The organism is Bacillus sp. YP1, from assembly GCF_000877815.1.
GTDB lineage: Bacteria > Bacillota > Bacilli > Bacillales > Bacillaceae > Bacillus > Bacillus subtilis.
In genome coordinates this window covers 1,136,122-1,160,366 of the sequence record NZ_CP010014.1, presented here as the reverse complement: position 1 = coordinate 1,160,366, position 24,245 = coordinate 1,136,122, and the positions used below count along the sequence as shown (strand labels likewise).

27 protein-coding genes and 2 riboswitches are annotated in these 24,245 nt (G+C 41.8%); of the genes, 9 read left to right on the top strand and 18 right to left on the bottom strand.

What is annotated here, in order from left to right; translation table 11 throughout:
- The first annotated feature begins 9 nt into the window (after positions 1-9).
- A complete protein-coding gene (locus QF06_RS05770) occupies positions 10-1,032 on the top strand; it encodes an acyltransferase family protein (protein WP_003245573.1) in 1,023 nt (340 codons plus the stop codon).
- A 42-nt stretch (positions 1,033-1,074) separates the two neighbouring features.
- Here QF06_RS05770 and QF06_RS21030 read toward each other — a convergent pair whose 3' ends face one another.
- The 4 genes from QF06_RS21030 to htpX all read right to left on the bottom strand — a co-directional run bounded on the left by QF06_RS21030 (position 1,075) and on the right by htpX (position 3,973).
- Positions 1,075-1,251 carry a hypothetical protein gene (locus tag QF06_RS21030; protein WP_003245411.1) on the bottom strand — a complete coding sequence of 59 codons (177 nt, stop codon included), beginning with the start codon at positions 1,249-1,251 and terminating at the stop codon, positions 1,075-1,077.
- A 2-nt stretch (positions 1,252-1,253) separates the two neighbouring features.
- Positions 1,254-1,409, bottom strand: coding sequence for a hypothetical protein (locus QF06_RS21025; RefSeq protein WP_003232510.1), 156 nt, complete (start codon positions 1,407-1,409; stop codon positions 1,254-1,256).
- 144 nt (positions 1,410-1,553) lie between these two features.
- Positions 1,554-2,903, bottom strand: a complete 1,350-nt coding sequence (gene ktrD / locus QF06_RS05765; RefSeq protein WP_003244672.1) for a Ktr system potassium transporter KtrD — start codon at positions 2,901-2,903, stop codon at positions 1,554-1,556.
- Between the two features lie 173 nt (positions 2,904-3,076).
- Complete coding sequence (gene htpX, locus QF06_RS05760; protein ID WP_003245353.1) at positions 3,077-3,973, bottom strand: protease HtpX; 897 nt, start codon at positions 3,971-3,973, stop codon at positions 3,077-3,079.
- Between the two features lie 170 nt (positions 3,974-4,143).
- Between htpX and htpK the strand changes: the two genes are divergently transcribed.
- Both htpK and sspD read left to right on the top strand, forming a co-directional pair.
- Positions 4,144-4,845 carry a transcriptional regulator HtpK gene (htpK, locus tag QF06_RS05755; protein WP_003245220.1) on the top strand — a complete coding sequence of 234 codons (702 nt, stop codon included), beginning with the start codon at positions 4,144-4,146 and terminating at the stop codon, positions 4,843-4,845.
- A gap of 130 nt (positions 4,846-4,975) precedes the next feature.
- On the top strand, positions 4,976-5,170 hold the full coding sequence (gene sspD / locus QF06_RS05750) for an acid-soluble spore protein SspD (protein WP_003218568.1): 195 nt from the start codon (positions 4,976-4,978) through the stop codon (positions 5,168-5,170).
- Positions 5,171-5,180: 10 nt separating this feature from the next.
- On the opposite strand, the gene rsgI is transcribed toward sspD, so the two are convergent.
- The 4 genes from rsgI to QF06_RS05730 all read right to left on the bottom strand — a co-directional run bounded on the left by rsgI (position 5,181) and on the right by QF06_RS05730 (position 9,058).
- The gene (gene rsgI, locus QF06_RS05745) at positions 5,181-6,326 is read right to left on the bottom strand and encodes an anti-sigma-I factor RsgI (RefSeq protein ID WP_003244727.1); all 1,146 of its coding nucleotides are present in this window, start codon (positions 6,324-6,326) and stop codon (positions 5,181-5,183) included.
- The gene (sigI, locus tag QF06_RS05740; protein ID WP_003245855.1) at positions 6,323-7,078 is read right to left on the bottom strand and encodes an RNA polymerase sigma factor SigI; all 756 of its coding nucleotides are present in this window, start codon (positions 7,076-7,078) and stop codon (positions 6,323-6,325) included. Before sigI ends, rsgI begins: the two co-directional genes overlap by 4 nt.
- A gap of 263 nt (positions 7,079-7,341) precedes the next feature.
- On the bottom strand, positions 7,342-8,136 hold the full coding sequence (locus tag QF06_RS05735) for a TerC family protein (RefSeq protein WP_003245669.1): 795 nt from the start codon (positions 8,134-8,136) through the stop codon (positions 7,342-7,344).
- Between the two features lie 105 nt (positions 8,137-8,241).
- A riboswitch (yybP-ykoY riboswitch) is annotated at positions 8,242-8,345 on the bottom strand.
- A gap of 47 nt (positions 8,346-8,392) precedes the next feature.
- A complete protein-coding gene (locus tag QF06_RS05730; RefSeq protein ID WP_009967095.1) occupies positions 8,393-9,058 on the bottom strand; it encodes a DedA family protein in 666 nt (221 codons plus the stop codon).
- Positions 9,059-9,238: 180 nt separating this feature from the next.
- Here QF06_RS05730 and QF06_RS05725 point away from each other — a divergent pair, with 180 nt between their 5' ends.
- The 3 genes from QF06_RS05725 (at position 9,239) to QF06_RS05715 (ending at position 14,452) form a co-directional block, all read left to right on the top strand.
- Positions 9,239-11,641 (top strand): bifunctional diguanylate cyclase/phosphodiesterase, encoded by a 2,403-nt coding sequence (locus QF06_RS05725; protein WP_009967094.1) that lies wholly within the window; start codon positions 9,239-9,241, stop codon positions 11,639-11,641.
- An 87-nt stretch (positions 11,642-11,728) separates the two neighbouring features.
- A complete protein-coding gene (gene ku, locus QF06_RS05720) occupies positions 11,729-12,613 on the top strand; it encodes a non-homologous end joining protein Ku (protein WP_003245346.1) in 885 nt (294 codons plus the stop codon).
- A 3-nt stretch (positions 12,614-12,616) separates the two neighbouring features.
- The gene (locus QF06_RS05715) at positions 12,617-14,452 is read left to right on the top strand and encodes a DNA ligase D (protein ID WP_010886495.1); all 1,836 of its coding nucleotides are present in this window, start codon (positions 12,617-12,619) and stop codon (positions 14,450-14,452) included.
- Between the two features lie 25 nt (positions 14,453-14,477).
- Here the strand turns inward: QF06_RS05715 and QF06_RS05710 are convergent, their stop codons facing one another.
- Both QF06_RS05710 and QF06_RS05705 read right to left on the bottom strand, forming a co-directional pair.
- Positions 14,478-15,491, bottom strand: a complete 1,014-nt coding sequence (locus tag QF06_RS05710; protein ID WP_003245533.1) for a glycosyltransferase family 2 protein — start codon at positions 15,489-15,491, stop codon at positions 14,478-14,480.
- A 12-nt stretch (positions 15,492-15,503) separates the two neighbouring features.
- The gene (locus QF06_RS05705) at positions 15,504-17,198 is read right to left on the bottom strand and encodes a DUF6044 family protein (protein ID WP_003245165.1); all 1,695 of its coding nucleotides are present in this window, start codon (positions 17,196-17,198) and stop codon (positions 15,504-15,506) included.
- A 192-nt stretch (positions 17,199-17,390) separates the two neighbouring features.
- On the opposite strand from QF06_RS05705, the gene QF06_RS05700 reads away from it, so the two are divergent.
- Positions 17,391-18,203, top strand: a complete 813-nt coding sequence (locus QF06_RS05700) for a metallophosphoesterase (RefSeq protein ID WP_003245342.1) — start codon at positions 17,391-17,393, stop codon at positions 18,201-18,203.
- 27 nt (positions 18,204-18,230) lie between these two features.
- Here QF06_RS05700 and QF06_RS05695 read toward each other — a convergent pair whose 3' ends face one another.
- A complete protein-coding gene (locus QF06_RS05695; protein WP_003245777.1) occupies positions 18,231-18,782 on the bottom strand; it encodes a YkoP family protein in 552 nt (183 codons plus the stop codon).
- Between the two features lie 91 nt (positions 18,783-18,873).
- Here QF06_RS05695 and QF06_RS05690 point away from each other — a divergent pair, with 91 nt between their 5' ends.
- Positions 18,874-19,995 carry an MGDG synthase family glycosyltransferase gene (locus QF06_RS05690; RefSeq protein WP_003245161.1) on the top strand — a complete coding sequence of 374 codons (1,122 nt, stop codon included), beginning with the start codon at positions 18,874-18,876 and terminating at the stop codon, positions 19,993-19,995.
- A gap of 14 nt (positions 19,996-20,009) precedes the next feature.
- Here QF06_RS05690 and QF06_RS05685 read toward each other — a convergent pair whose 3' ends face one another.
- The 3 genes from QF06_RS05685 to QF06_RS21020 all read right to left on the bottom strand — a co-directional run bounded on the left by QF06_RS05685 (position 20,010) and on the right by QF06_RS21020 (position 21,032).
- A complete protein-coding gene (locus QF06_RS05685; RefSeq protein WP_003232536.1) occupies positions 20,010-20,474 on the bottom strand; it encodes a MarR family winged helix-turn-helix transcriptional regulator in 465 nt (154 codons plus the stop codon).
- A 132-nt stretch (positions 20,475-20,606) separates the two neighbouring features.
- Positions 20,607-20,789, bottom strand: coding sequence for a stress response protein YkoL (gene ykoL / locus QF06_RS05680; protein ID WP_003245766.1), 183 nt, complete (start codon positions 20,787-20,789; stop codon positions 20,607-20,609).
- 87 nt (positions 20,790-20,876) lie between these two features.
- Entirely contained in the window at positions 20,877-21,032 is a 156-nt protein-coding gene (locus tag QF06_RS21020) for a hypothetical protein (protein ID WP_003232538.1), read from the bottom strand.
- Positions 21,033-21,226: 194 nt separating this feature from the next.
- Here QF06_RS21020 and tnrA point away from each other — a divergent pair, with 194 nt between their 5' ends.
- A complete protein-coding gene (gene tnrA, locus QF06_RS05675; protein WP_003232541.1) occupies positions 21,227-21,559 on the top strand; it encodes a MerR family transcriptional regulator in 333 nt (110 codons plus the stop codon).
- 42 nt (positions 21,560-21,601) lie between these two features.
- Here the strand turns inward: tnrA and mgtE are convergent, their stop codons facing one another.
- The 4 genes from mgtE to QF06_RS05660 all read right to left on the bottom strand — a co-directional run bounded on the left by mgtE (position 21,602) and on the right by QF06_RS05660 (position 24,194).
- Positions 21,602-22,957 (bottom strand): magnesium transporter, encoded by a 1,356-nt coding sequence (gene mgtE, locus QF06_RS05670; protein WP_003232543.1) that lies wholly within the window; start codon positions 22,955-22,957, stop codon positions 21,602-21,604.
- 17 nt (positions 22,958-22,974) lie between these two features.
- Positions 22,975-23,097, bottom strand: a complete 123-nt coding sequence (locus tag QF06_RS22235; RefSeq protein WP_009967087.1) for a hypothetical protein — start codon at positions 23,095-23,097, stop codon at positions 22,975-22,977.
- 91 nt (positions 23,098-23,188) lie between these two features.
- A riboswitch (M-box (ykoK) riboswitch) is annotated at positions 23,189-23,354 on the bottom strand.
- 107 nt (positions 23,355-23,461) lie between these two features.
- Positions 23,462-23,599 (bottom strand): transcriptional regulator SplA domain-containing protein, encoded by a 138-nt coding sequence (locus QF06_RS21015; protein ID WP_003218541.1) that lies wholly within the window; start codon positions 23,597-23,599, stop codon positions 23,462-23,464.
- An 82-nt stretch (positions 23,600-23,681) separates the two neighbouring features.
- Complete coding sequence (locus QF06_RS05660) at positions 23,682-24,194, bottom strand: PepSY domain-containing protein (RefSeq protein WP_014479606.1); 513 nt, start codon at positions 24,192-24,194, stop codon at positions 23,682-23,684.
- Positions 24,195-24,245: the final 51 nt, after the last annotated feature.

Sequence of the window (24,245 nt, the reverse complement as noted above, 5' to 3'; positions counted from 1 at the left end):
GGTGATGCTATGAGTAAATCGCGGGACAGTTATTTCGATAACGCAAAATTTTTATTGATATTCCTTGTTGTATTCGGTCATATCCTTCGTTCCTTTATTAATGATAATCATTTTATGCTCTACCTCTACAAGTTCATTTACACATTCCATATGCCTGCATTTATTCTTGTATCCGGTTATTTCGCGAAAGGCTTTAAACGGGCGGGATATGTAAAAAAGCTGGCGGTCAAGCTGATTATTCCGTATTTGATTTTCCAAATTATTTATTCCGTCTTTTATTACATTATGCAAGATGAAAGCATGGCAAATGTGAACCCGATTGATCCGCAATGGTCGTTATGGTTTCTTGTAAGCTTATTCTTTTGGAACCTGCTCCTATATCCTTTTTCAAAGCTTTCAAAGCAGTGGGCGCTGTTTGTCAGCTGCGGAATCGCCGTGCTGATCGGTTATCTGGACTTTGTCAGCAGCACGCTGAGCTTGTCACGGACATTCGTATTCTTACCGATGTTCCTTGTCGGTTTTTATTTAAATAAACATCATTTTGATTTATTGAGATCAAAACGCGGCAAACAAATTGCGCTCGGAGTGCTTGCCGCAGTATTCGTCATCTGCTGGGGCATCGATTTTGACTATTCTTTTCTGTTTGGTTCAAAACCGTATTCTTCATTTGGAGACGTTACCCTGGTAAGCGGACTATCCCGAATCGGCTGGTATGTACTCGCCTTTGGGGCAACCTTCAGCTTTTTAGCGCTCGTTCCGCAAAAACGGTATTTCTTTACCAAATGGGGAACCCGGACATTTTACGTGTATCTGCTTCACGGGTTTATTATTAAGACATTACGGCAGGTCGGGCTTGAGGATTGGCTTACTGACTATCAAAGCTTAGTGATCCTCTTGCTTTTAACAGCAGCCCTGACATCAGTCCTCTCCAGCAACTTTGTTAAGACAGTCGCTCAGCCATTCATTGAGCTGAGGATGACAAGCTTATTGCAATTTGTCAGAGGAACGGGCAAAAATGCTTATTTAAAATAGAAAAAGCACCTCTTAAGCGGGACGCCGCCTAAGAGGTCTTTTTTATTGTTGTTTTTTGTTTTTTTCTTTTTTCTTTTCAGGCTTGGTGACTTCCAGCGTTTCGATGATCTTTCCGGCATTGTAATCCCCGAGTTCACTTGAGAATTCTTCCTCCAGCACCTTTTTATTCATAGGCTTTTTATGATTTTGCATGTCTCTGCTATGACGGTTTTTCTTCACAATTACATGCCTCCCTGCTGGCCCTGTTTGGAATTGCGGTTTGCCCCTCTAAAATTGGGGTCGTCATGATATTGTGTCTTATATGAATTGGGGTCCATGCTCTCGGTAGGTGTATTGTTATTTTTAATGGCTTCATTCACTTCAGCTTTACGCTTCATACGAATCCTCCTCGCCAATTTTCAGACATTTTAAGATGCAGGAGCGTAAATTGCACCTGTCGGAGTTAGGTTCTCCAACTGAACAGGAGGCACACATCTTTTTTTTGGTAATCAAAAAACACCGCAAAATATGCGGTGTTTTGCCTATCCGATAATCACTCTTTCCTTCGGATAGTGATAATTCGCTTCAATTTCCTTTCTTCCGATCAGATACAGGAAGGTCAAGATGCCGATTCGCCCGATAAACATGACAATCATAATGACGCATTTTCCAACACTGCTCAAATCTGCCGTAATTCCAAGCGATAGGCCGGTTGTACCGAATGCCGAGCACACTTCAAACAAAAGCTCCAGCAGGGAATGTTTTTCTGTAATGGTCAGAATGAGTGTCGCGCCAAAAACGAGCAGGATCGCCATCATCGTGACAACAAGCGACTTCATCAAGTCAGCAGGGTGAAGCTCCCGTTTGAATACCTTTACGGCCTTATTGCCGCGGGCAAAATGAAACAGCGCAAGAAGGTTCAAAGCAAAAGTCGTTGTCCTTATGCCTCCCCCGACTGAGCTTGGCGACGCTCCAATAAACATCAGCGCACAAATAAAAAAGAGTGTGGAATCTGATAATTGGCTGATATCGATTGTTGCCAGCCCCCCGCTTCGGGTTGCCGTTGATTGAAACAGGGACAAAAACAAAATATCATGCCATGATTTTCCTGCGAACGCATGGTTTGCTTCCAGGGCAAAGATGCCAATGGCTCCAAACAAGACAAGTGAGCCGAACGTAATCGTCGTGATCTTTGTAAAAAGCGTAAATGGATAACGCCGATGCTTTGAAAACAGGAAATCCTTTACTTCAACAAGCACGGGAAATCCAATCGCTCCAAATATAATTAAAAGCATTGTAATAAACTGCACAAAGTAATCGTGGCGAAATGGAATCATCGAATTACCGGTAATATCAAATCCGCCGTTTGTCGTTGCACTGATACTGGCAAAAAATCCGTGTAAATAGGCTTCCTGATAGGAGTCATAGTAGGTTAAGAAATATGTGCCGAGTATCAGCCCGCCAAAAAATTCAATCCACAAGATCAGAAACAGTACCTGCTTCATCAGATTGACAATTCCTGAAAACTGGGATTGGTTTTGATCAACCATAATCAGCTTCCGTTCTTTCAGCCCGATTCGTTTTCCCATGATCAGCCAAATGAACGTTCCGAGCGTCATAATTCCGATTCCGCCAAATTGCAGAACAAATGCTAATATAAAAATCCCTATTGTGCTGAATGTATCAGCTGTATCAACAACTGTCAGCCCCGTTACACTGACTGAACTGACAGCTGTAAAAAGCGCATCAATAAACGTCCAATCCGCCCCCGGTTTATGGGCCGCCGGCAAACTCAGCAATATAACGGCCACAGTAACTGCAAGAAAATAATATAATGCGATCAGCTGGGCCGGTGACAAGGCCTGTATCAATTTTCCAAACTTTAATCTCATGTAAAATCCTTCTGCCTCTCTTTTTAAGTACGGTAATTATTCTAAAGATATTAGGTCCATTTTTAAAGGCTTTTACGAAACATTTTCTTAACTTGCTTATTTTTTTATGATTTTAGTCAATGGATAAAATAAAAAACCTCTGAGAATTCTCTCAGAGGAACAATGTGTTTGTATTATTTAGCTTCCAGCCGTCTGATTCGCTCATCTAAATCAGGATGAGTAGAGAAAAGTGAAGAGCGCTTCTTGCCATTAATCTTTAACGTTTGGACAGCTGTCTGATCGTCTTCCAAAATCCGGGAAGAATAGCTTTTAAGCGTCCGCAGCGCATGAATCATCTTGTCCTTGCCGGCAAGATCCGCTCCTCCCCTGTCAGCATGGAATTCACGATGGCGTGAATACGCAAACACAACCAGGCTGCCAAGTATCGAAAAGACAATCTGAAAAATAATCATTGCAATAAAATGAACGATCGGCGCTAGATCTTCTTTGACAAAACGGCTTGCTATCCAAGCGGCGATACGCGATAAAAAGACGACAAAGGTATTAACGATACCTTGTAAAAGCGTCATTGTTACCATATCACCATTTGTGATATGCGCGACCTCGTGGGCAAGCACACCTTCAACTGCTGCGTCATCCATCTGCTCCAGCAGCCCTGACGATACTGCGACAAGTGAACGGCGTTTTGACGGTCCAGTCGCAAACGCGTTTACTTCAGGTGAACGGTAAATCCCGACTTCCGGCATTTTCGTTAAACCGGCAGAGCGGCTTAATCTGTGAACACGATCAACCAATTGCTGTTCCTCATAGCTGAGCGAGTGTTTTTTCGGATTCAGCACTCTGACGCCCATCATCGTCTTTGCCATCCATCTGGATATCGCAAGAGACGTAAAGGAACCGACAAATCCAACGACTAAACTGAACACAAGAAGCGCCATTGGATCGATACCGCCATCAGCTGTAAAGTACGTCCCGACTCCTGTAACAGAGCTTAAAACAGACAAAACGATCCCGATTGTTGTAAGCACCAAAATATTCGTTAGAATAAACAGAAAAATTCTTTTCGCCATAACAACCTCCGTTATTTTAAGTTCAAAAGAACCCGTATATTTAAATTATAAAACATCCATTTGAAAATGCAAGGAATTCGACGTATGATGTTAATGTAATTTGCTGACGCTTGAATTTTGAACTTATACATAGACCTATATCCGCGTCAAATTGTTTAAAGAGGTGAACAATGAACATTTTTAAACTCTCTCGAACCGATATGGTGCGGCTGCTCTATTCCCTAAAAGGACAAGGAGAACATAGCCCGCTCGACATTCTCGTCCAATCAGCGAACATGTCAGCAGAAAAAGCAGCCAATCATCTAGAAATTCCTGAATTTCTTACAAGATACGAACGAAAAAAACAGAAAAAAGAATACGGTCTGTCTACAAATGAAATCGTAGAGCTTGGCAACTTATGCGAGCTGACTTCGTTAAAGTCAACCGCGATTCAAAACTGGGTAAAGCGTGATATCAAAGATCTGATCGGACACCCTGAGCTGGGCAAAAAATACTCAATTGAACAGGCAGTTATTCTTTTAATTGTACGTGATTTAAAATCCATTTATGACTTTGAACACATACGGGCTATTTTAAAAGTGGCCTTTAACACAATCTCAGACAGATCTGATGATGTCATCAGCCCGATTGCTTATTATGAAAGCTGCGCATATGTGCTTGATGCCATCCATCACCAAGATACTCCTTCTATGAAAGAATCAAATCTGCAGGAGATCGCCGAACAGGAGACAGAGCGTCTCCGTCACCGTTTTGAAGAACTGAATGACAGCCAATGGCTTAAAATCAGACAGATTATCGCCATTACAGTCCTCTCCATTTTGACATTCCATATTCAGGCAACCGCACATAAAATGACAGCAGACATTCTATAGTCTGCGCCACCCCGGCTCAGAGGCCGGGGTTTTATTTTTCTCCACAACAATTGCCAGCATAAATAAACCCCGTATATTTCAAACTAAATACGCGTTAAGAATTTCTTTATCGAAAAAGGAGATGAAAAAGATGGCGAGCAGAAATAAACTCGTTGTTCCAGGGGTGGAGCAGGCACTAGACCAATTTAAACTCGAAGTGGCTCAAGAATTCGGTGTGAACCTTGGTTCTGATACAGTCGCACGCGCTAACGGCTCTGTAGGCGGAGAAATGACAAAGCGGCTGGTACAGCAAGCACAATCACAATTAAATGGCACAACTAAATAAATTCAGGTCTTTATTCGCCGGGGGCACTCGGCGAATCTTCATTTTTAGCTGAATGATTATCACTGCTGTAGCCGTTTGGATTACGTCGGTCTGAAGCGTTATCCCTTCTGGACGAAGAACGGTTCTTGCCTTGTTCACCATTGTTCCAGTCCCTGTGATATTGGCTTTGGCCCTTGTCAGCGCCGTTATTTTCATTTCCTTTATCTTGAGGATCTTGTATTGGGGTTTGCTCATGGTCCCCATCTTTTTCGGTATTTGTGTTTTCATCTGATTCCTTTATTTTTTTATCTTTGTCACTATCATCAATCTGGTCATCCGCTTTCTCTTCTTTCTGGTCTCCGGAATCCGCATCATTCAGCTGTTCATTATCTCCTTGCTTGCTGTCCTGGGTGTCAGTTTGATCGGTGTTTTCATCCTCATTTTCATCACTCTTTTGATCCTCTTCCCCGGATGGTTTGCTGGAGTCATCTTTTATATCTTTATTGTCATTCTTTTCATTTGATTTGATGTAGCTGCCTGTTGAGACGCCTTCTTTCTTCGCTTTTTCCCTCGTTTGCATATCTGACTCGAGAGATTCCATGCGGTATGTCGTTTTATATTTTTCAGTCACATCATTCAGCTGTTTTTTCACAGCCTTTTTATATGTATTGTCTTCTGTGTTTTCATAAACAGTGGAAATCAATATTTCTTTCGATTTTTTTACATACCCGTGTTCACTGCAGTCGGTTATAATATCGTCAATCACCTTTTTAAAATCAGTCTTCTCCCAATCATCTATATCATTCACGACTTTCTGTCCCTCATCGTTTAGAGGCGTCAGTTCAATCACTTCATAATCGCTGTTTAACGCCATTTCGACGCTTGGATTGATATCGATTGTCATATACGCATAGGCCTTATTATTAGAAAAAACGGGGAGAACTATAAAAATAAAGAGCATAATAGCAGTCATCGTAAAAATCCCCATTTTGAAAGGGCGCAGTTTAAAAAAATCAAAAAAGCTGGCCCTTCTGCCCATGCGTGTTTCACTCGGAAGCATGATTTCTTCTCCGATTTCATAGCTGTGTCGATCATTTTTGGCTTTTAAAAATTGTCCGTCAGGGGTCAGCAACGTGACGAATTTTTTATTTTTCTCTACTATAATCCCTCTTCTCATGAGTGCAGCACCCCTTTAAGATAATCTTTTAAATAAATATAATCACCCGTAATGATAATACACATCGCAATAATATATTTTCTGTTTCTCTCAATCGTTTTTCGGCTTACAGAGACAAGCTGTTCAAGCTGTTTGACCGGAAGCTGCTTCTTTGTATACAGGATAGCGGCCAATTCTTCATGTTCAACAAGCGTCATTGCCACCTTTATGGCGTTTTGCCTTGCATCCGTGTGTTTTGGAGAATTTTCAAGCAGTTCTTTAAACGATAAACCATAATCCTTGAGCTGCTTTTGAAAATAGAGGATTTCCTCCCGCCTCTGCTCCTGTTCAATCTGACGGCGGTATTCATCAATGGAAAGCTCGGCTTCAATCAGGCTTTGTGATGACTCCTGATCGTCTCCTTCCTGTAAATCGATATTTATATTTTGTGCGCTTCTGGCTTCTTTTCTAATGTAATCAATGACTTTTCTTTTTATAATAAGCTCAGCAAATGCGAGCAGAGAATTTCCTTTTTCAGGTGAATATTTTTCTATAGCTTCATTAAACGCGATCAGTCCAATACTGAACTCATCGTCTTTTTCATCTATATATCGTTTACAAACGGATGAAACCGTCTTTGCGATAAATGGCTTATATTGCTGTATTAATTCATTTTGCAGATCTTTATTGCCTTTTTGTATACTCTCAACAGCTTTTTCAAGTGTTTGCTTCTTTTTTCCCAATTTAAACAAAAGGCTAAGCACTGGTTTCACCTCAGTTCCTCCCTATAACTACTCATTAATGATAGCTAATTTGATAGGGATTCGCAAAGGAGAAAAAGAAATATTGATTTCCAATGTCTCAATTATGACAAACCATTCTGACGTTCTATACATGATTTCGTGCCTTTCTAAAGAATTAAGGGGGTTTTATGCGTGTTTTTTGTAACAAAGATGTTATAAAAATGTTATTTTATTTCGCTTATGAAAACGCTTCAAACACAAAAAGACTCTGCTTTTAAGCAGAGTCTTTCAGATTACGCCCGTTCACGGGTGCTGTTTTTTTGTTCGTTTTGTGCACCCTCCGGCTGTTTTTTCCCACCTGACATAAACCAGCCGCAAACCGCGATTGCTGCTAAGACACCCCAGAATATCAGCTTCCATGTTCCAGAATGGATAAAGTGCTCAGAAACAACCGCTATGTCGCGATGGGCAAGCGTATATAAAGCAAGCTTCACTCCGACCCAGCCGACAATCACAAAGGCTGCTGTTTCTAGGCTTGGACGTTCCTTTAATAACTTCACAAACATGGAAGCCGCAAACCGCATGATCACCAGTCCGATGATACCGCCGGCCAAAATGACGAGAAATTGTCCTCCGTCAAGTCCGCCGATCTTCGGGAGTGATGTCCCAGGAAGTGTAACCGCCAGCGCTACTGCTGCTAAGATGGAATCAACAGCAAACGCGATATCTGCCAGTTCAACTTTTAAAACAGTCGGCCAAAAACCGCTTTGCTTCGTCTCTTTATGTGTGTCTTCTTTCTTAAATACATATCTTTTCAATAAGTGGCTTGCTGAGATATACAGCAAATAGATCGCGCCAATCGCTTGAACCTGCCATACGTTGACCAAGAAAGAAATTGCAAATAAAGAGCCAAATCGCAGAACAAAAGCCCCTGCCAATCCATAAAATAACGCTTTTTTTCTTTTTTCCTCCGGCAAATGTTTTACCATTACCGCCATAACCAGCGCGTTATCGGCGGCTAAAATCCCTTCCAGCCCGATCAAGACGAGAAGAACCCAACCATACTCTAATAATAATGCTGCATCCATAAATGATACCCTCCCAAAAAAGTTGTTTTCTTTCTCTTCATCCGATCTTATGCCGGCCGGACCATGCAAAAAAGACCTTTGCCGACATAAGGCAAAGGTCTTGCTAGACATGAATTCAGGCATGCCAACAAAGCCGATGGATACAATCCATGAAATGACGACTTTGTTTCCGGAATACATTCCGGACGCTACTCCCCTTTGGGATTTCAAGAAATATGATTTTATACGTCAATAATATGCGCAGCGCAGTGATTTGTCAACGTTTATTTTTCAAAAATACAGATAATTGTTCGGAGTGCGTGCGTTTCTTCCTCTTTTTCATCAGTAAGTAGAGCAGGAACAGCGCCAAAATCGCTATCCCGATCGGAAGCATATATTGATCAAGAATAGAGCCGACTGCCTTCCAATTTTCACCGAGCTTCACACCGAGATAAACATATACAAATGTAATCGGAAGCATAGCAATGAATGTATAAAGCGAAAACACCCAAACATTCATTTTTGCAATTCCGCACGGTATGGAAATCAATGTCCTGATACCAGGCAAGAAACGGCCGCTGAAGGCGACAAAGCCCCCATGTTTTTTGAAAAAATTATCTGACTTATCAAGCGCTTCAGGTTTAATAAAGAGATACTTCCCAAAACGTTCAAGAAACGGCCTTCCTCCGTACCGGCCTATCCAATACAGCGTAAGCGGACCGGCCACTCCTCCAAGCGATCCTGCCAAAACAACGCCAGCAAGTGTCATATCGCCTTTAGATACCCAATAGCCCGCAAGCGGCAAGACGACTTCGGCCGGAATAAACTCAATGCTGAGCGCTAGAAATATTCCAAAATAAGATAAGCTTTTAAATGCTTCAATCCATGACATAACCAGCTCTTCGATAGCCACCAACTCCCTTGTTTCATGTTTATGTATCATACATTTTTCTCTTTTCGGAAAACATCAAGATGATTTTAACACATTTTTCACGGTCAGTTGAACTAAAAATAGATCTCCCTCGTATTTCTATCGTTTTGAAGGCTGAAACTCTGCGGTTAAGCAGCCGATAATAAAGAGAGTCAACAAGACTGGAACACACGATACGGGGGGAATCTCCATTTGGAAATACACGTTACATATAATACGACTCTCATATGTTTATCTATTCTAATTGCCTGTACCGCCTCGTATATTTCCCTTGAACTTTCAAGGAAAGTCACCATCAATACAGGCTTAAAAAGTAAAATTTGGCTGATCGGCGGCTCACTTATTATGGGATTCGGTATTTGGTCAATGCATTTTGTAGGGATGATGGCCGTCCATATGGAAATGCCGATGGAATATGAATTCATGCCTTTAATGGCAGCCATTGGCGCATCTGTTTCGGGATCATTTGTGTCATTATATTTTGTCAGCCGGCACATTCTTACATATTACAGACTGCTTACCGGATCAGTTGTGCTTGGCGCATCTATTGCTTCTATGCACTATATCGGAATGTCTGCCATTTCCCGGGTAATGATTATTTACGAACCTATTTTATTTACAGTTTCAATTATCATTGCGATTGCAGCCTCTTTCGTCTCGTTAAAAATATTCTTTGACTTGGCCGTAAAAAAACATTCTGAGCATCTTATATTCTATAAAGGCGTCAGTTCAATTGTAATGGGCATTGGGATTTCGGGCATGCACTACACAGGGATGCTTGCGGCAACTTTCCATAAGGACATGGCTCCGCCCGGAAGCCATATGGAGGTGCAAACGTTTCATTGGTCAATTTTTGTTACTTTAATTATTTTTTGTATCCAAACGTTATTGTTATTCAGTTCCCATGCAGATCGAAAGTTTATTAAACAGAGCGAACGCATAAAGGATAACGAACAGCGATTTCAGTCTTTAATCGTCCACAATATTGATGCAATTTTTATTTTATCATTAGAAGGAGACATAATATCTTCCAATCACGCTGGTGAGGAAATGATCAGCAAATTTGGCTTCAGCATGCATGACTGGAGGAATTACACATCACTGAAGGTTAAGCGCCTTTTTGAGCAAGTTAAAAAAGATAAACAAGCGATGAACAGCGATAGCGATCTTATCACTGAAAAAGGCCAGTTTCACTTAAATATTACGCTTATACCTGTTGAGGTCAATCAGGAACTAGACAGCATTTATGTCATTTGTAAAGACATGACGAAGCAGTACAAAGCAGAAAAAGAAATCCATAGAATGGCTCATTATGATTCGCTTACAGACTTACCTAACAGAAGGCATGCCATCTCTCATCTAACAAAGGTGCTGAATCGCGAGCATTCCTTGCATTATAACACTGTTGTATTCTTTCTTGACTTAAACCGGTTTAAAGTGATTAACGATGCATTAGGGCATAATGTCGGTGATCAATTGCTTCAGTTTGCAGCTAAACGCCTGTCATCTGTAGTCCCTGATAACGGATTTATCGCCCGTCTTGGCGGTGATGAATTTATTATTATATTAACAGACGCCAATACAGGAACAGGCGAAGCAGATGTTTTAGCAAGAAAAATTATCCAAAAATTCAAAAAACCTTTCAAAATTCAAGATCACACCCTTGTCACATCTGTCAGTATCGGGATTGCGATATCTCCAAAAGACGGGACGGATGGCCTTGAATTGATGAAAAAGGCTGATATGGCGATGTATGCGGCTAAAGAACGAAACAAAAGCAAATACAGATACTATTCTTTTTCAATCGGCAACAAAGAAACCGTTAAGCTTAACCAAGAGATGGTACTCAGAGAAGCAATCGAAAACGATAGATTTGTCTTGCATTATCAGCCGCAATTCAGTGTGAAAAAACAAAAAATGACAGGAGCAGAAGCACTGATACGCCTTGTGACACCAGACGGGCAACTGCGTCCGCCCGGAGAATTCATCGGTGTTGCAGAAGAAACGGGACTTATTATTGATATCGGAAAGTGGATTATAGATGAAGCATGCAAGCAGGCAAGGATTTGGCATGACAAAGGCTATGATCTTTCTGTCGCCATTAATATTTCCGCCAGACAGTTTCAATCTAAAGATCTGATTCCCCTCATCAAGGATACGCTTAATAAGTACCAGCTTCCTCCGCAGCTTCTTGAAGTGGAGGTGACGGAAAGCATGACAATGGACAATCTCAATCACTCCAAAAAGGTTTTGTCATCCCTAACAGAATTAGGAATCAGAATCAGTATTGACGATTTCGGTACTGGTCACAGCTCTCTTAGCTATTTGAAGGACTTCCCGATTCACAGGCTGAAGATTGACAAATCATTTATTGACGATATTCAGACCCATCCTAAATCAGAGCAAATTACCGGAGCTATTATTGCCATGGGGCATCAGCTGTCTTTGCAGGTGATTGCCGAAGGTGTGGAAAATGCAGCTCAAAAGCAGCTTCTTTTTGAAAAAGGCTGCGACCATTTGCAGGGCTTCTTTTTCAGCAGGCCAATACCTCCGGAACAATTCGAACAATTCATTATTGAACAGCCGTCGCAATAACAGCGCCGGCTTTTTTTCACCCATAAGTTACTACACATGAATCGTACTCCTTCTCTTCACACTAAAGAAAAAAAGGGGTTTATCGATATGCATACAATGTGGAAGGGATCGATCAGCTTCGGATTAGTAAACATCCCCATCAAGCTATATGCGGCCACAGAAGATAAAGATATTAAACTGCGCAGCCTCCATAAAGAGGATCACGCACCAATCAAATACGAGAAAGTTTGCACAAATTGCGAAAAAACTCTTAGTCCTGATGAAATTGTGAAGGGATATGAATATGTAAAAGGAAAATATGTAGTGCTGACAGACGAAGATTTAAAAAGCTTAAAACAGGAGCATGAGGAGAAAGCAGTTGAGATTGTTGACTTTGTTCAGCTTCAGGAAATTGATCCGATTTATTTTAACCGCTCCTACTTTGTCGGCCCCGGGGATAATGGGACGAAGGCCTATACCCTGCTGCGTGAGGCGCTGCGCTCAACCGGAAAGATCGGTATCGCCAATATGACAATCAGGTCAAAGCAGCAGCTGGCGATTCTCCGCGTTTATGAAAATTGTATCGTCATGGAGTCTATCCATTATCCCGATGAGGTCAGAAGCGCCGCTCAAGTCCCAGGTGTACCTGATCAATCGAATGTAAACGATAAGGAACTGCAAACTGCTATCACATTAATAGATGAACTGACTGCTAAGTTTGAGCCTGAGAAATATGAAGACACGTACCGACAGGCGCTGCTGCAAAGAGTCAACGACAAGCTAGAAAATAAAGAAACGGCTGTCACTCCTGATAAAGCGCCACCTCGTGAAGATGTCATTGACCTGGTAAGCGCTCTGCAAGCCAGCATCGACAGAACCAGAAGGCCGAACCGGGAGACACCGGCTGCCGCACCTGCACAAGCCGCTGAACCGAAAGGAGCCGGAGATAAAAAACAAAAAACAACTAGAAAAAAAGCCTCCGGCACATCATAGCGCATGGCGTTTACCATGCAGCCGGTCTTAACTTCGTCACCGCCAATCGGAGCAGAATGGCGTTACGAAGTAAAATATGATGGGTACCGCTGTATTCTCCGCATCCATTCTTCAGGTGTGACCTTAACCAGCAGAAATGGTGTGGAGCTCAGCAGCACCTTCCCTGAAATCACACAATTCGCCAAAACTGCCTTTCAGCACCTAGAAAAAGAGCTTCCGCTGACACTTGACGGTGAAATCGTATGTTTGGTGAATCCCTGTCGTGCAGATTTTGAACACCTTCAAGTGCGGGGGCGTTTGAAAAGGCCAGACAAGATTCAGGAATCGGCAAACGCGCGGCCGTGCTGCTTTCTCGCCTTTGATTTGTTAGAGCGAAGCGGAGAAGATGTAACGCTTCTTTCGTATTTGGACCGCAAAAAATCGCTGCGTGAACTCATATCCGCAGCAAAGCTTCCTGCATCTCCAGATCCTTACGCAAAAGAAACCATTCAATCCATTCCCTGTTATGATCATTTTGATCAACTCTGGGAGATGGTAATAAAATATGACGGAGAAGGAATTGTAGCGAAGAAAACAAACAGCAAATGGCTTGAAAAGAAGCGGTCGTCCGATTGGCTCAAATATAAAAACTTTAAACAAGCTTATGTTTGCATAACAGGGTTCAACCCTAACAACGGGTTTCTGACGGTATCGGTGTTAAAAAACGGAATAATGACACCGATTGCCTCTGTCTCGCACGGAATGCGTGATGAGGAAAAAAGCGCTATACGCGAGATTATGGAACAGCACGGACATCAAACACCCTCAGGCGAATTTACGCTTGAACCTTCGATTTGTGCAGCTGTTCAATACTTAACAATTCTCCAAGGCACATTAAGAGAGGTATCGTTTATCGGTTTCGAATTCCAAATGGACTGGACCGAATGCACGTATGCGCAAGTCATACGACACTCCAAACCGGTTCACCCAAAGCTCCAGTTCACAAGCCTGGATAAAATCATATTTGAAAAGAATAAAAAAACAAAAGAAGATTTTATTCAGTATATGATTGAAGTCAGTGACTACCTGCTCCCATTTCTGAAAAACCGGGCTGTCACCGTCATCCGCTATCCGCATGGATCTAGGAGCGAATCATTTTTCCAAAAAAACAAGCCGGACTATGCGCCGGATTTTGTTCAGTCTTTCTATGATGGAAGCCATGAACATATTGTCTGTGAGGATATGTCTACATTGCTATGGCTTTGCAACCAGCTTGCTTTGGAGTTTCACGTTCCTTTTCAAACCATTAAAAGCAGGCGTCCGGCTGAGATTGTCATTGATTTAGACCCGCCTTCGCGAGATGACTTTCTTATGGCCGTGCAGGCCGCAAATGAACTGAAGCGGCTGTTGGATTCCTTTGGCATCACATCGTACCCGAAGCTGTCCGGCAACAAAGGCATCCAGCTTTATATTCCCTTGTCTCCCGAGGCATTTACGTATGAAGAAACACGCCAATTTACGCAGCTGATCGCAGAGTACTGCACCAATGCATTTCCCGAGCTCTTTACCACTGAACGCTTGATTAAAAACAGACACTGCAAATTGTATCTTGATTATTTGCAGCATGCAGAAGGAAAAACGATTATCTGTCCCTATTCAACGAGAGGAAATGAGCTTGGGACTGTTGCAGCCCCGCTCTACTGGCATGAGGTGCAATCATCTTTAACACCCGCTCTGTTTACAATTGATACGGTCATCGATCGAATTAAGAAGCAGGGCTGCCCATTTTTTGATTTTTACCGCAACCCGCAAGACGAACCGCTTAGCGCTATATTGCATCAGTTGAAGAAAAAGAGCTGACTAATGAAGTCAGCTCTTTCCGTGTTTAACTGTACTTTTTTTCTAACCGCTCTTTTTCCTGGCGCTGAAGCGGGCTCAGCTGTTCATTATACAAATCAATATCAATCGCGTATTTCGGCCGTCTTTTCACTTCAGAAAAAATCGTTCCAATATACTCTCCGATGATTCCAATTCCCATCAATTGCAGCCCGCCCAAAAACCAAATGGATATGATAAGAGACGCCCAGCCTGCATTCGTATGGCCGAGCAGCTTTTGAATAAACGCGCCAATCCCTGCCACAGCGCTGAGGAAAAACAAAACAAACCCTAAAAGCGTAAAGAATCGAATTGGTGCGACACTGAATGAAGTAATCCCGTTAAAAGCGAAGGATAGCATCTTTTTCAGCGGATATTTCGTTTTGCCGGCAAAGCGTTCCTTGCGGTCATACAAAACTTCGGCCGATTTAAAGCCGATCATGGGGACAATACCTCTTAAAAACAGATTCGCTTCCGGATAACGCTCAAGCTCTTCAAGGGACCTTTTATTCATTAAACGAAAATCAGCATGATTATAAATTAATTTAATCCCAAGTTTATTCATGAGACGATAAAACCCTAACGCGGTCGTGCGCTTGAAAAAGGTATCGGTTTTTCTGCTCCGGCGTACACCGTAAACGATCTCGCAGCCCTCATGATATTTCAGCATAAAATCCCGGATCACAGAGATGTCGTCCTGAAGATCAGCATCGATCGAAATGACGCAGTCTGACCTATTCTTCGCTTTATGCAATCCGGCTAAAAGCGCTTTTTGGTGGCCGACATTGCAGGCTAATTTTAAGCCGGTAACCTTCTTGTTTCTTATGCTCTCCATAGCAATCAAAGCCCAAGTGCGGTCTTTGCTGCCATCATCGACAAACAGAATTTTACTGTCTTCAGCAATTAATTTTTCTTCAATTAAATCATCTACAACCTCTGTCAGCTGATGGCTTGTTTCTTGAAACACTTCCTCTTCATTGAAACACGGGACGACGATGGTTAATACTGGCTGTGACTGTTTCAATCGATATCCTCCTTATCTTGTTTCATATAAATAAATGCGCCAGGCGGAATCTTTATGGTCAAACGTCTTTACGAGCGCGAGATGGTTTTGTTCAGCATTCATGATCGGAACTGAAGAAAAAATGTACCGTCCACCCATTTTTTTAAATACATCTGTATTTAATTGAAGGTTGTTGATCGTTTTCTTCGAGTTCTTTTTGAAATCATATCGTTTACCGAGTTCATCGACAAAAAGGTAGCAGCGGCTGCCCCATTCATCAAAGTATTGTTTCAGCCGAGAATTTTTTTCCAGCTCTTTTTCGATGATTTTTCTAAATTCATATTTATATGAGAGCGGATACAGATTGTTATACGTATCTAACGTATAAAACCCGTTATATTGGGCGATAGACGGATGCAGTCCGATGCTCGCCACCCTATACGAATCTTGCGGACGTCCGATATATTCCTTAATCTCTTTGAATTGCTCTGATGCATAAAACTCCCTGAATGTCGGCGCGTTGTAATGAACACCATACGTATATTCTTCATTAAAAGGCGCCAACACCATCAGCTGTGCAGCGACTGCGGCGTACACAAGCCATTTCCATCCTTTCCCCATCCGCCAAATGAGATATAAAGCAAGCGCAAAGCTCACGTATATAACAAGCGGCCGAAGAAAATGAAAACGGGCAAAATTAAATTCTGCTAAAAAAGCAAATTTCTGCTTTGGAACAGCCCAAATTTTGTTGAACCAAAACGCATACCATAATGACAACCCGTAATTAAGCACACATAAAAACAGATAAACATTTTCTGGCTTTGTCCGATTTCGTTTGAACAGCAGAGCAGCAAATACGACCATCAGGATCGGAAGGATGACAACGGTATGAACGGTCATCACATGATTATGGCCATAGACAAAGTTTTTTATGGATAGTCGAAGAGAATGCCAAACGTCATGCCTAGATGAGATAAATTCGATACGATGCATCGGTGCGTGCTCAAACAGCATCGAATAGACAAGCCGATATTCAACGAAAAGATAGATACTCGTCATAAATGCAATACTGCCTAAGAACATCAAATTCCATCTTCTTTTTGTAATGGCATCATACAGCCAAAAACACGCCATCCCTGCCAGGAAAAAGAAGAAGCCTAGAACAAAGCTTGAGTATAGAGGGAGCAAGCCCAGCGTCAGCCACTCTCTCCATGAGATATCCCCTTTTCGGATATTTAAAAAAGCCCACAGTGCCAAAGGGTACCCAAGCGTACTCAGCATTCCCGAAGGCCAGAACGGTGTTAAGGCAAATGCAAGCGATACGCCAATTCGGATGAAAGCCGCTTTTGGTTCCGGGATTATATGTTTCTTCAGCAGCACATACATTCCAAAAAAAGCGACAACTCTTGTAACCGTCTGGCTTATTGCATAGGCGGTCATGGAAGAAAAGAAAGCATGGAGCCAAACAATTCCGCTCCACTCGGTGCCAAAGGCATCCCGGGGCAGCCCGTTAATGATTTGCGGAATGGCAGCGTCAACCTTGCCGACGATTTCTCCGCTATCGGCCAGAACCTTGTACCAAGCGATGTTGGAATCTAAATTATCGTGGACCCGGATATGGGCATCTTCCTTTAAAATAAAAAGCGGGGATACATACAATAAAAGAAGAAATAATGCGATCCAGAGATAATATGTTTCTTTTTTTTGTTGTCTCATCAATCGTAACATTGCTTACACATCCATTTGTTATTCTGACTCCGTCGGCATGTTCTGCCTCATGTGTCAAAATTTATTATCCCTTTTCCCTTCCAAATCATTCATCATATGACAATCCGTTTTTCAACCTGTCTCTACCCATTAATTCCCGCTATCCATAGGGCTTGATCACTTACTATACTGATAGAAGGGAGGGGATATATTTTGTTTACAATCTTACTTTCATTGGCCATACTCGTATTTGTGCCATTTCTATATAAAGCGAACCGCAATACAAAAGATGTGAAAGTCAACACCATTTCAATCGACCAAAAAGACGGCCTTCCAGCCAGAAAAAAATTAAATATCCTTCATTTATCTGATCTTCACTTGGAAAACATTTCAGTCTCACCTGAGGAGCTGTATCATTTAACAAAAGATCAGCCTGTGGACATCATTGCTCTTACCGGGGATTTTCTTGATCGGAAACGTAATATTCCGAAACTGGCAGGTTACTTGAACGCCTTGCAAAAGCTAAAGCCTGCATATGGAATGTACGCGGTGTTCGGTAACCACGATTATGTATTGAAAGAAGAGGACTTTCAGAGATTGAAGCGAGTTTTAGAGGAAAACGGCTGTATCACGCTGCAAAATGAACATGTTCGAATCGAGACGGCTGCAGGACCAGTCAATATTATCGGCATTGATGATTACAGTACGAATCGGAGTAATATCACCGGCTCTTATCAAAGTCTGGAAAATGGCTATCATCTTGTCTTAACACATGACCCAAATATTATTCTGGATATGAAAGATGTTCATTATGATTACCTGCTGTCAGGGCATTTTCACGGCGGGCAAATTCACTGGCCAAAACCGTATCATTTGGTGAAAATGGGAAAGCTCGTGCGAATGAACATGATTAAAGGCCTTCATTATCATCACGATAAACCATTTTATATCAGCGAGGGCTTGGGACAAACCGGCGTAAATATCCGTGTCGGAAGCCGCCCTGAAGTGACATTTCATCAGATTTAATCAAAAAAGACTGTGCTGACCGAGGCATCAGTCTTTTTTTTGATAGGTTTTCTGCAGCTTTTCTTTTGAGATAAACAAATAGGATGAATTCGGTAAATGCCGCAAGCTCACAGGCTTTGAAGTCAAATATAAAATCGGCACATGAGACACTTTTTTAAAGCATCTGTAAAAAGGGTTCACCGGGGTGATCACATCAAAGCCGAGCCTTTCCACACCTTTGTCAAGCATTGTAATCCCAATGATTCCTTTGATTTTCTCGCTTTTTTTATGATTGTTGATATAGTCAAGAAGAAGCGGCATCGATTGATATACTTTCTGATAAATAATGATTCCCTTTCTGACTGCGCTCTCAATGCTTTGCAGCTCCCTGATCAGCTTTATGTTATGCAGGTGGATTTTAACGAGCACATCATTTTTTCTTATATGCGTTCCGTCGCTAAGCACGACATGATGTCCTTTGTACTTCGTCAGCCTGACTCGAAAAACGCTTTTTTGATCGTTGTCAATCAAGCTTAGCCTTGAAAAAAAGAAATAAATCGGATCAACCACTCTCCATATGGAAAGGAAACAAGTTTTCATCTTTTCACCTTCCTTATGATCAAAAACACCCTTATATTTTGTGAACGTTCTCCTCAAAATATAGTTGCCATATTTTTTTAGGAGGACTGTCATGAAAAACATTCTCATTTTTCCTTTTTTAAGCATTTCCACCGGCCATCATCATGTGGCTGATGCATTGCAGGCTGAATTAGAGTCTCAAGGGCTGGCAGCTGAAAAGATTGATATCTTTTCACATTCGTATAGGCGGTTAGAAAAATTGTCCTCCGTGGCTTATTTAAAATGGATTCAATATTTCCCGAAAACGTACAGCGGCATTTACAGGCTCCTCGCCTGCGGAGAATTTCAGCATGACAAACGCTATTTCATGTACGAATGGCTGTTCACACAGCAAATGAGGCACATCCTCCAAGAAAAACAGCCTGATATCGCCTTCTGCACACATGCGCTGCCTTCTTATCTGCTGAACCGACTAAAGCCTGAATATCCGAATCTGACGGTTGTGAATGTATACACTGATTTTTTCGTGAATCAATTATGGGGACGGAAGAACATTGATTACCATTTTGTTCCGAGCACGGAAGTAAAGAAGCAGCTAATATCAGAGGGTATCGATCAGAACAACATATACTTGACCGGCATTCCAGTTCACCAAAATTTTGAAATGGAATCAGCAGATACCTTGCAGCACCACCCGCCATATACCATCATCATCACAGGGGGCAGTATGGGGGTCGGTGGGATTTTAAAATGGGTGCAGGAACTGTCGCCAGGCGGAAAGATCTTATACAAAATATTATGCGGCAGAAACGAAAAGCTCTACTCCTATGTCAAAAGTTTACACCACCCCTTGATTGAGGCGATTCCTTACCTTCACAGCAAAGCAGAGATGAACCGTTTGTACGAACAGGCGACAGGCATCATGACTAAACCCGGAGGCGTGACCATCAGTGAATGCTTACAGAAACGGCTTCCGGTATTTATTTATCATGCACTGCCGGGACAGGAGGAAATGAATTTAAACCTTCTACATGAAAGGAAACTCGTCACAGATATGAGAAACTGGGACATGCAGAAAGCAGAAGAGTATATCGCGGCATTTTTTCAATCGAACGAACAGATGAAGGAGTATAAAAAACACGTCAATGGATACCTTGGCGAAATGTCTGATAGGAAGATTAAAGATGTTTTAAAAAGAATCATATGGAAACAAAAAAACACTCTCCTGAAATAGAGAGTGTAGAATAGTTAACGAAACAGCAAATGCTGGCTGTGTATGCCTGCTTTCTTGAGCAGGACGATCAGCTGGTCCTGTTCATCAGGCGAAAGACCTGAAAACGCTCTCGCAATACGCAGTGCATGAATCGGATAAATTTTATCCAAATACTCATTTCCCTTGTCAGTTAAATGTGCGTAAACAGAGCGTTTATCTTTCGGGTCCTGCTCCCTTACTAAAAACCCGTTTCTTTCTAGTTTGTCAATAACATATGTGACGTTTCCGCTTACAAGCAGAAGTCTCGACCCAATTTGCTGTAATTTTTGCGGGCCTCTTGTGTACAGGAGTTCCAGTACAGCAAATTCAGTGGGATTAAAACCGTGCTCTTTGCTATCACGGATACTATGTTCGGACACACTTTTGAAAGCCCTTGCAAAAACTCTGTACAAATTCATCGCACGCTCAACTTCTTCTTCGTTAAACGATAATCTCATCATATCTACCTCGTATATAGGATTTTTATAAAAAAATAATGAAAACCCTTACATATAATAAGAGTTCAGTCCCTTACTATACGTATTCGCTATAATTCGAGAAATTCCTTCTAAAAGCAAAAAAATCCTTATACATTATCTTGTATAAGGATAATTTTTATGATTTGTAATGCTTCGAAAGAAATAAGCGTATTCTTTCCGAAGCTCAGAAATCGTCATTTTGTTCATGACCTCTTTATTATAAACCCCTATCTGATAGAGTTTTTCAGAATAATGGCGTCGTTCTTTTTCTAAAGCGGATTTCAATAAATTACTCATAGCGTCCTCCTTCATTTTGAGGTATCCTATACAAAAGATACTCTTTTTAAATGAACGTGGTATGAATCTAATGTAAAGAATTTATGTTTACGAAGATTTTCGGTATTGTCCGTTTTGAACCGATCTTAATAATTGAAAAGCCTGTTCTCCGGCAAGCTGCATAAACGTCTCCAGCATTTCATCACGCTTGATATCCAACTCTATAATTTCTTTTGCCAGTGAGACTGCTTTTTCTTCCTCCATGATTATCCTTCCTCCTCGTTTGATTCGTTACATAAAGGATAAAACGCGCTTGGGTGTTACGCATTATTCTTGTTAATTTTTCTTCCGTATTTTTTCAAAAATCTTCTATTTGATGTTAGAAAATATGACAAGCGTCAGGTTTTTTCTCTTTGTTTTTTATATACTATTATCAAAAGACATCCAGGGGTGGAAAAATGACCACAGAAGATCATTCTTATAAAGACAAAAAAGTGATTTCAATCGGAATTGTGAGTGAATTGACAGGATTGTCCGTAAGACAGATCAGGTATTATGAGGAACGAAAGCTCATTTACCCGCAGCGTTCTTCAAGGGGGACAAGAAAATACTCCTTTGCCGATGTGGAGCGGCTGATGGATATCGCCAATAAGCGTGAAGACGGCGTACAGACGGCAGAGATTTTAAAGGATATGCGCAAAAAAGAACAGATGTTAAAAAACGATCCGCAAGTGCGGAAAAAAATGCTGGAGGGGCAGCTTAATGCTCACTTTCGGTACAAAAACCGTTAAATAATAAAAGTCCGGCTCGCAGTTGAGACGGACTTTTTACGTTTATAATGAGTGAATGAATGCAGTGGCAATGCCAAAGTAGATTAATAAAGATAAAATATCGTTTAACGTTGTAATCAGCGGTCCAGAAGCAATCGCCGGGTCTACTTTCAGTTTGTGCAAAATAATAGGGATAATCGTTCCTGACATCGTGCCGATGATTAAGGTTAAGAACAGTGAAGAGGCGACAACAAATCCCAAAAGCGCATTCCCCTGCCATATGATAGAAACAATCGCAATCAGCACAGAACAAACCGCTCCGATAAAAATGCTTGTTCTGAACTCCCGGAAGATCAGGCGCACAATCGTTTTTTTGTTCATTTCTTCTTTAGACAAACCTCTGATGACAACCGCAAGAGATTGTGTTCCCGTATTTCCTGTCATCCCTGACACCATCGGCATGAAAAACGCAAGCGCGACAACCTGCTTCAGCGCGTCTTCAAAATAGCTGATAATGCTTCCTGAAATCAGTCCGATAAATAAGAGTAAAATCAGCCATGGCAGACGCCGGTATGCCGCCACGTAAGCTTTTGTGTCAAAGGTGATGTCTTTACCGGAAGCGGCAAATTTTTCGTAATCCTCATCAGCTTCCCGAATAACAACGTCGATAATATCATCAACCGTCACAATGCCGACAAGCACGTTGTTTTCTTCTACAACCGGTATTGCCAAAAAATCGTAACGTTCTATCAGGCGGGCAACTTCTTCCTGGTCCTGAAGAGCATCTGCTGATATGACGCGGGTAAACATTAAATCCTGCACCTTTTCTTCAGGTTCACCCAGAATCAAATCGCGGTAGGAAAGAACCCCAACCAGCTGTTTGCTTTCATTAATAACATATAAGTAGTTGATCGATTCAGCTATTTCAGCGAAGCTTTTCAGTTTGACGACCGCGTCTTTTACCGTGTAATGCTGAGGGATCCACACATACCGGTTTGTCATCATGCGTCCCGCTGAATCAGCCGGGTAATTCATCAAGAGCTGTACAGCTTTTGATTCTGACGCTTCCATGCTGGATAAAAGCTGTTCCTTCAGTTCTTCGTCCATTTCTTCAAGCAATTGAGCGAGGTCATCGTTGTCCATTTTGTTCATCGCCAGTGTTGCTTTTGTTTTTCCGACTTTATTTAAGACGACAAGCTGAAATTCGCGTTCCAGCTCCCCGATCATATCAGTGATATCGTCTACAGTTAAATAAGATAAATAGCGGGCGCGATGTTTTTCCGGCATTTCTTTAAAAATAAATGCCATGTCATAGGGCTGAAGCTCATCAATAACACTTCTAAAATCCCTGATTTTCCCGTCTCGCAGTAAAATAATGATGCGTAAAATGAGTTCGTCATAGGTCATGTTTTGAACCATCGGGACTCGTACCTCCTCTACGGAGACGTGCCGGCCTCGCCAGAAGGTGCGGCAGTTCGTCTCCTCATCGTGTAATCAATTGTCTTGCTGTCATAGTATATGGGTACTTCTTCAGATTGACTCGAATGGGGAGAATCCATACTCCGCACCTCCTTTGATTGGTTTCGTTTTAAAGGCATAAAAAAAGCCTTCGGGATTGAAGGTGAAAGAAGCACGGCAAAAAAAGCGTGCGGGCGCCTTCAATCGTAGAGCTTTAGCACTGTATGGCATAGGACAAGCATCCAGCTGCATTAAAAATCACCTTATGTCGATGATTTCTGTTGACCCATTGGCGTCTTTGGACATTTTTGGGCAGCAGCGTATCTCCATACAGGAGCCTCACCTAACGAAGTTCCTAATTGAATTGACACACTGAGATTACAGAAAAAAACAAGCTGTGTCAACTCAAAAAAGTAATAAATGCGCTTACATCACAATTACGGAACAAAACAAGGGCCAAAGCCCTTATTCTGTTGTTTGTGTCTCGTCATCTTCAGAAAGCAAATGATACGTTTCATGAAGAAATAAGGCATACTCTCCTTCCTTCGTCGGATGAGGGACATATTCAGCCTGATTGATGTATTGCTCCTCTTTCTTTTCCATGCGTTTCGCCTCCTTTTCTACTTAGATTGTCCAAAAGAAGGTTTCTTATCATGAAAAACCCCCGCTGCAGCGGGGGTTTTGATTAGTCATCTATCTCCTGTTTGATAATGCGTCCATCTTTTGCGGAAATTTCAAATTCTGTCTCAGTTCCTTGCTTCGTTTGGATTTCCATTTCATAGATGTAAGCACCGTCATCTTCGTCAAGCTTACTTTCTGTTACGGTTCCACCTGTTTGCTTTAAAGCAATTTCTTCAGCTTCTTCTTTGGTTATGGCGACTTGTTCTGCTTTCTCCTTTAGCGGGTCATTAAGCGCTTGTTTTGTATGAATATCTACATAAACGTCGTAGTCTTCACCTTCTTTTTCAATCTCCACTTCATAGACTTCTTTACCGTTGTAAAGGTCTCTGTCAATGTCTTCTACTGTGCCGTCAACAACTGTTTTAGCAATTGCTTCTGCTTCTTGTTCAGTGAGTGCATCCGTCTTAGAAGAAGCCTGTCTGTTTTCATTGTTTTCTTTGGCAAACGCGTTGTAGCTGAATCCTCCGGCCGCTAGGCACCCTGCTAAAAGACCGACCATCCATTTTTTCTTGAGCATTTGTGAGTCCTCCTTTGTTTTGTATGAGTACAGTTTACACACTCAACATGA

Bases quoted from the DNA above. Each gene is read 5' to 3' on its own strand.
- ku (WP_003245346.1), top strand. From the start codon at position 11,729: ATGCATACAATGTGGAAGGGATCGATCAGCTTCGGATTAGTAAACATC.
- htpX (WP_003245353.1), bottom strand. From the start codon at position 3,973: ATGGCGAAAAGAATTTTTCTGTTTATTCTAACGAATATTTTGGTGCTT.
- QF06_RS05770 (WP_003245573.1), top strand. From the start codon at position 10: ATGAGTAAATCGCGGGACAGTTATTTCGATAACGCAAAATTTTTATTG.
- QF06_RS05690 (WP_003245161.1), top strand. From the start codon at position 18,874: ATGAAAAACATTCTCATTTTTCCTTTTTTAAGCATTTCCACCGGCCAT.
- QF06_RS05695 (WP_003245777.1), bottom strand. From the start codon at position 18,782: ATGAAAACTTGTTTCCTTTCCATATGGAGAGTGGTTGATCCGATTTAT.
- sspD (WP_003218568.1), top strand. From the start codon at position 4,976: ATGGCGAGCAGAAATAAACTCGTTGTTCCAGGGGTGGAGCAGGCACTA.
- ykoL (WP_003245766.1), bottom strand. From the start codon at position 20,789: ATGAGTAATTTATTGAAATCCGCTTTAGAAAAAGAACGACGCCATTAT.
- QF06_RS21015 (WP_003218541.1), bottom strand. From the start codon at position 23,599: ATGGAAAAGAAAGAGGAGCAATACATCAATCAGGCTGAATATGTCCCT.
- QF06_RS05715 (WP_010886495.1), top strand. From the start codon at position 12,617: ATGGCGTTTACCATGCAGCCGGTCTTAACTTCGTCACCGCCAATCGGA.
- htpK (WP_003245220.1), top strand. From the start codon at position 4,144: ATGAACATTTTTAAACTCTCTCGAACCGATATGGTGCGGCTGCTCTAT.
- rsgI (WP_003244727.1), bottom strand. From the start codon at position 6,326: ATGAGAAGAGGGATTATAGTAGAGAAAAATAAAAAATTCGTCACGTTG.
- tnrA (WP_003232541.1), top strand. From the start codon at position 21,227: ATGACCACAGAAGATCATTCTTATAAAGACAAAAAAGTGATTTCAATC.
- QF06_RS05730 (WP_009967095.1), bottom strand. From the start codon at position 9,058: ATGATACATAAACATGAAACAAGGGAGTTGGTGGCTATCGAAGAGCTG.
- QF06_RS21020 (WP_003232538.1), bottom strand. From the start codon at position 21,032: ATGGAGGAAGAAAAAGCAGTCTCACTGGCAAAAGAAATTATAGAGTTG.
- QF06_RS22235 (WP_009967087.1), bottom strand. From the start codon at position 23,097: ATGGATTCTCCCCATTCGAGTCAATCTGAAGAAGTACCCATATACTAT.
- QF06_RS05685 (WP_003232536.1), bottom strand. From the start codon at position 20,474: ATGATGAGATTATCGTTTAACGAAGAAGAAGTTGAGCGTGCGATGAAT.
- QF06_RS05705 (WP_003245165.1), bottom strand. From the start codon at position 17,198: ATGTTACGATTGATGAGACAACAAAAAAAAGAAACATATTATCTCTGG.
- mgtE (WP_003232543.1), bottom strand. From the start codon at position 22,957: ATGGTTCAAAACATGACCTATGACGAACTCATTTTACGCATCATTATT.
- QF06_RS05660 (WP_014479606.1), bottom strand. From the start codon at position 24,194: ATGCTCAAGAAAAAATGGATGGTCGGTCTTTTAGCAGGGTGCCTAGCG.
- QF06_RS05735 (WP_003245669.1), bottom strand. From the start codon at position 8,136: ATGGATGCAGCATTATTATTAGAGTATGGTTGGGTTCTTCTCGTCTTG.
- QF06_RS21025 (WP_003232510.1), bottom strand. From the start codon at position 1,409: ATGAAGCGTAAAGCTGAAGTGAATGAAGCCATTAAAAATAACAATACA.
- ktrD (WP_003244672.1), bottom strand. From the start codon at position 2,903: ATGAGATTAAAGTTTGGAAAATTGATACAGGCCTTGTCACCGGCCCAG.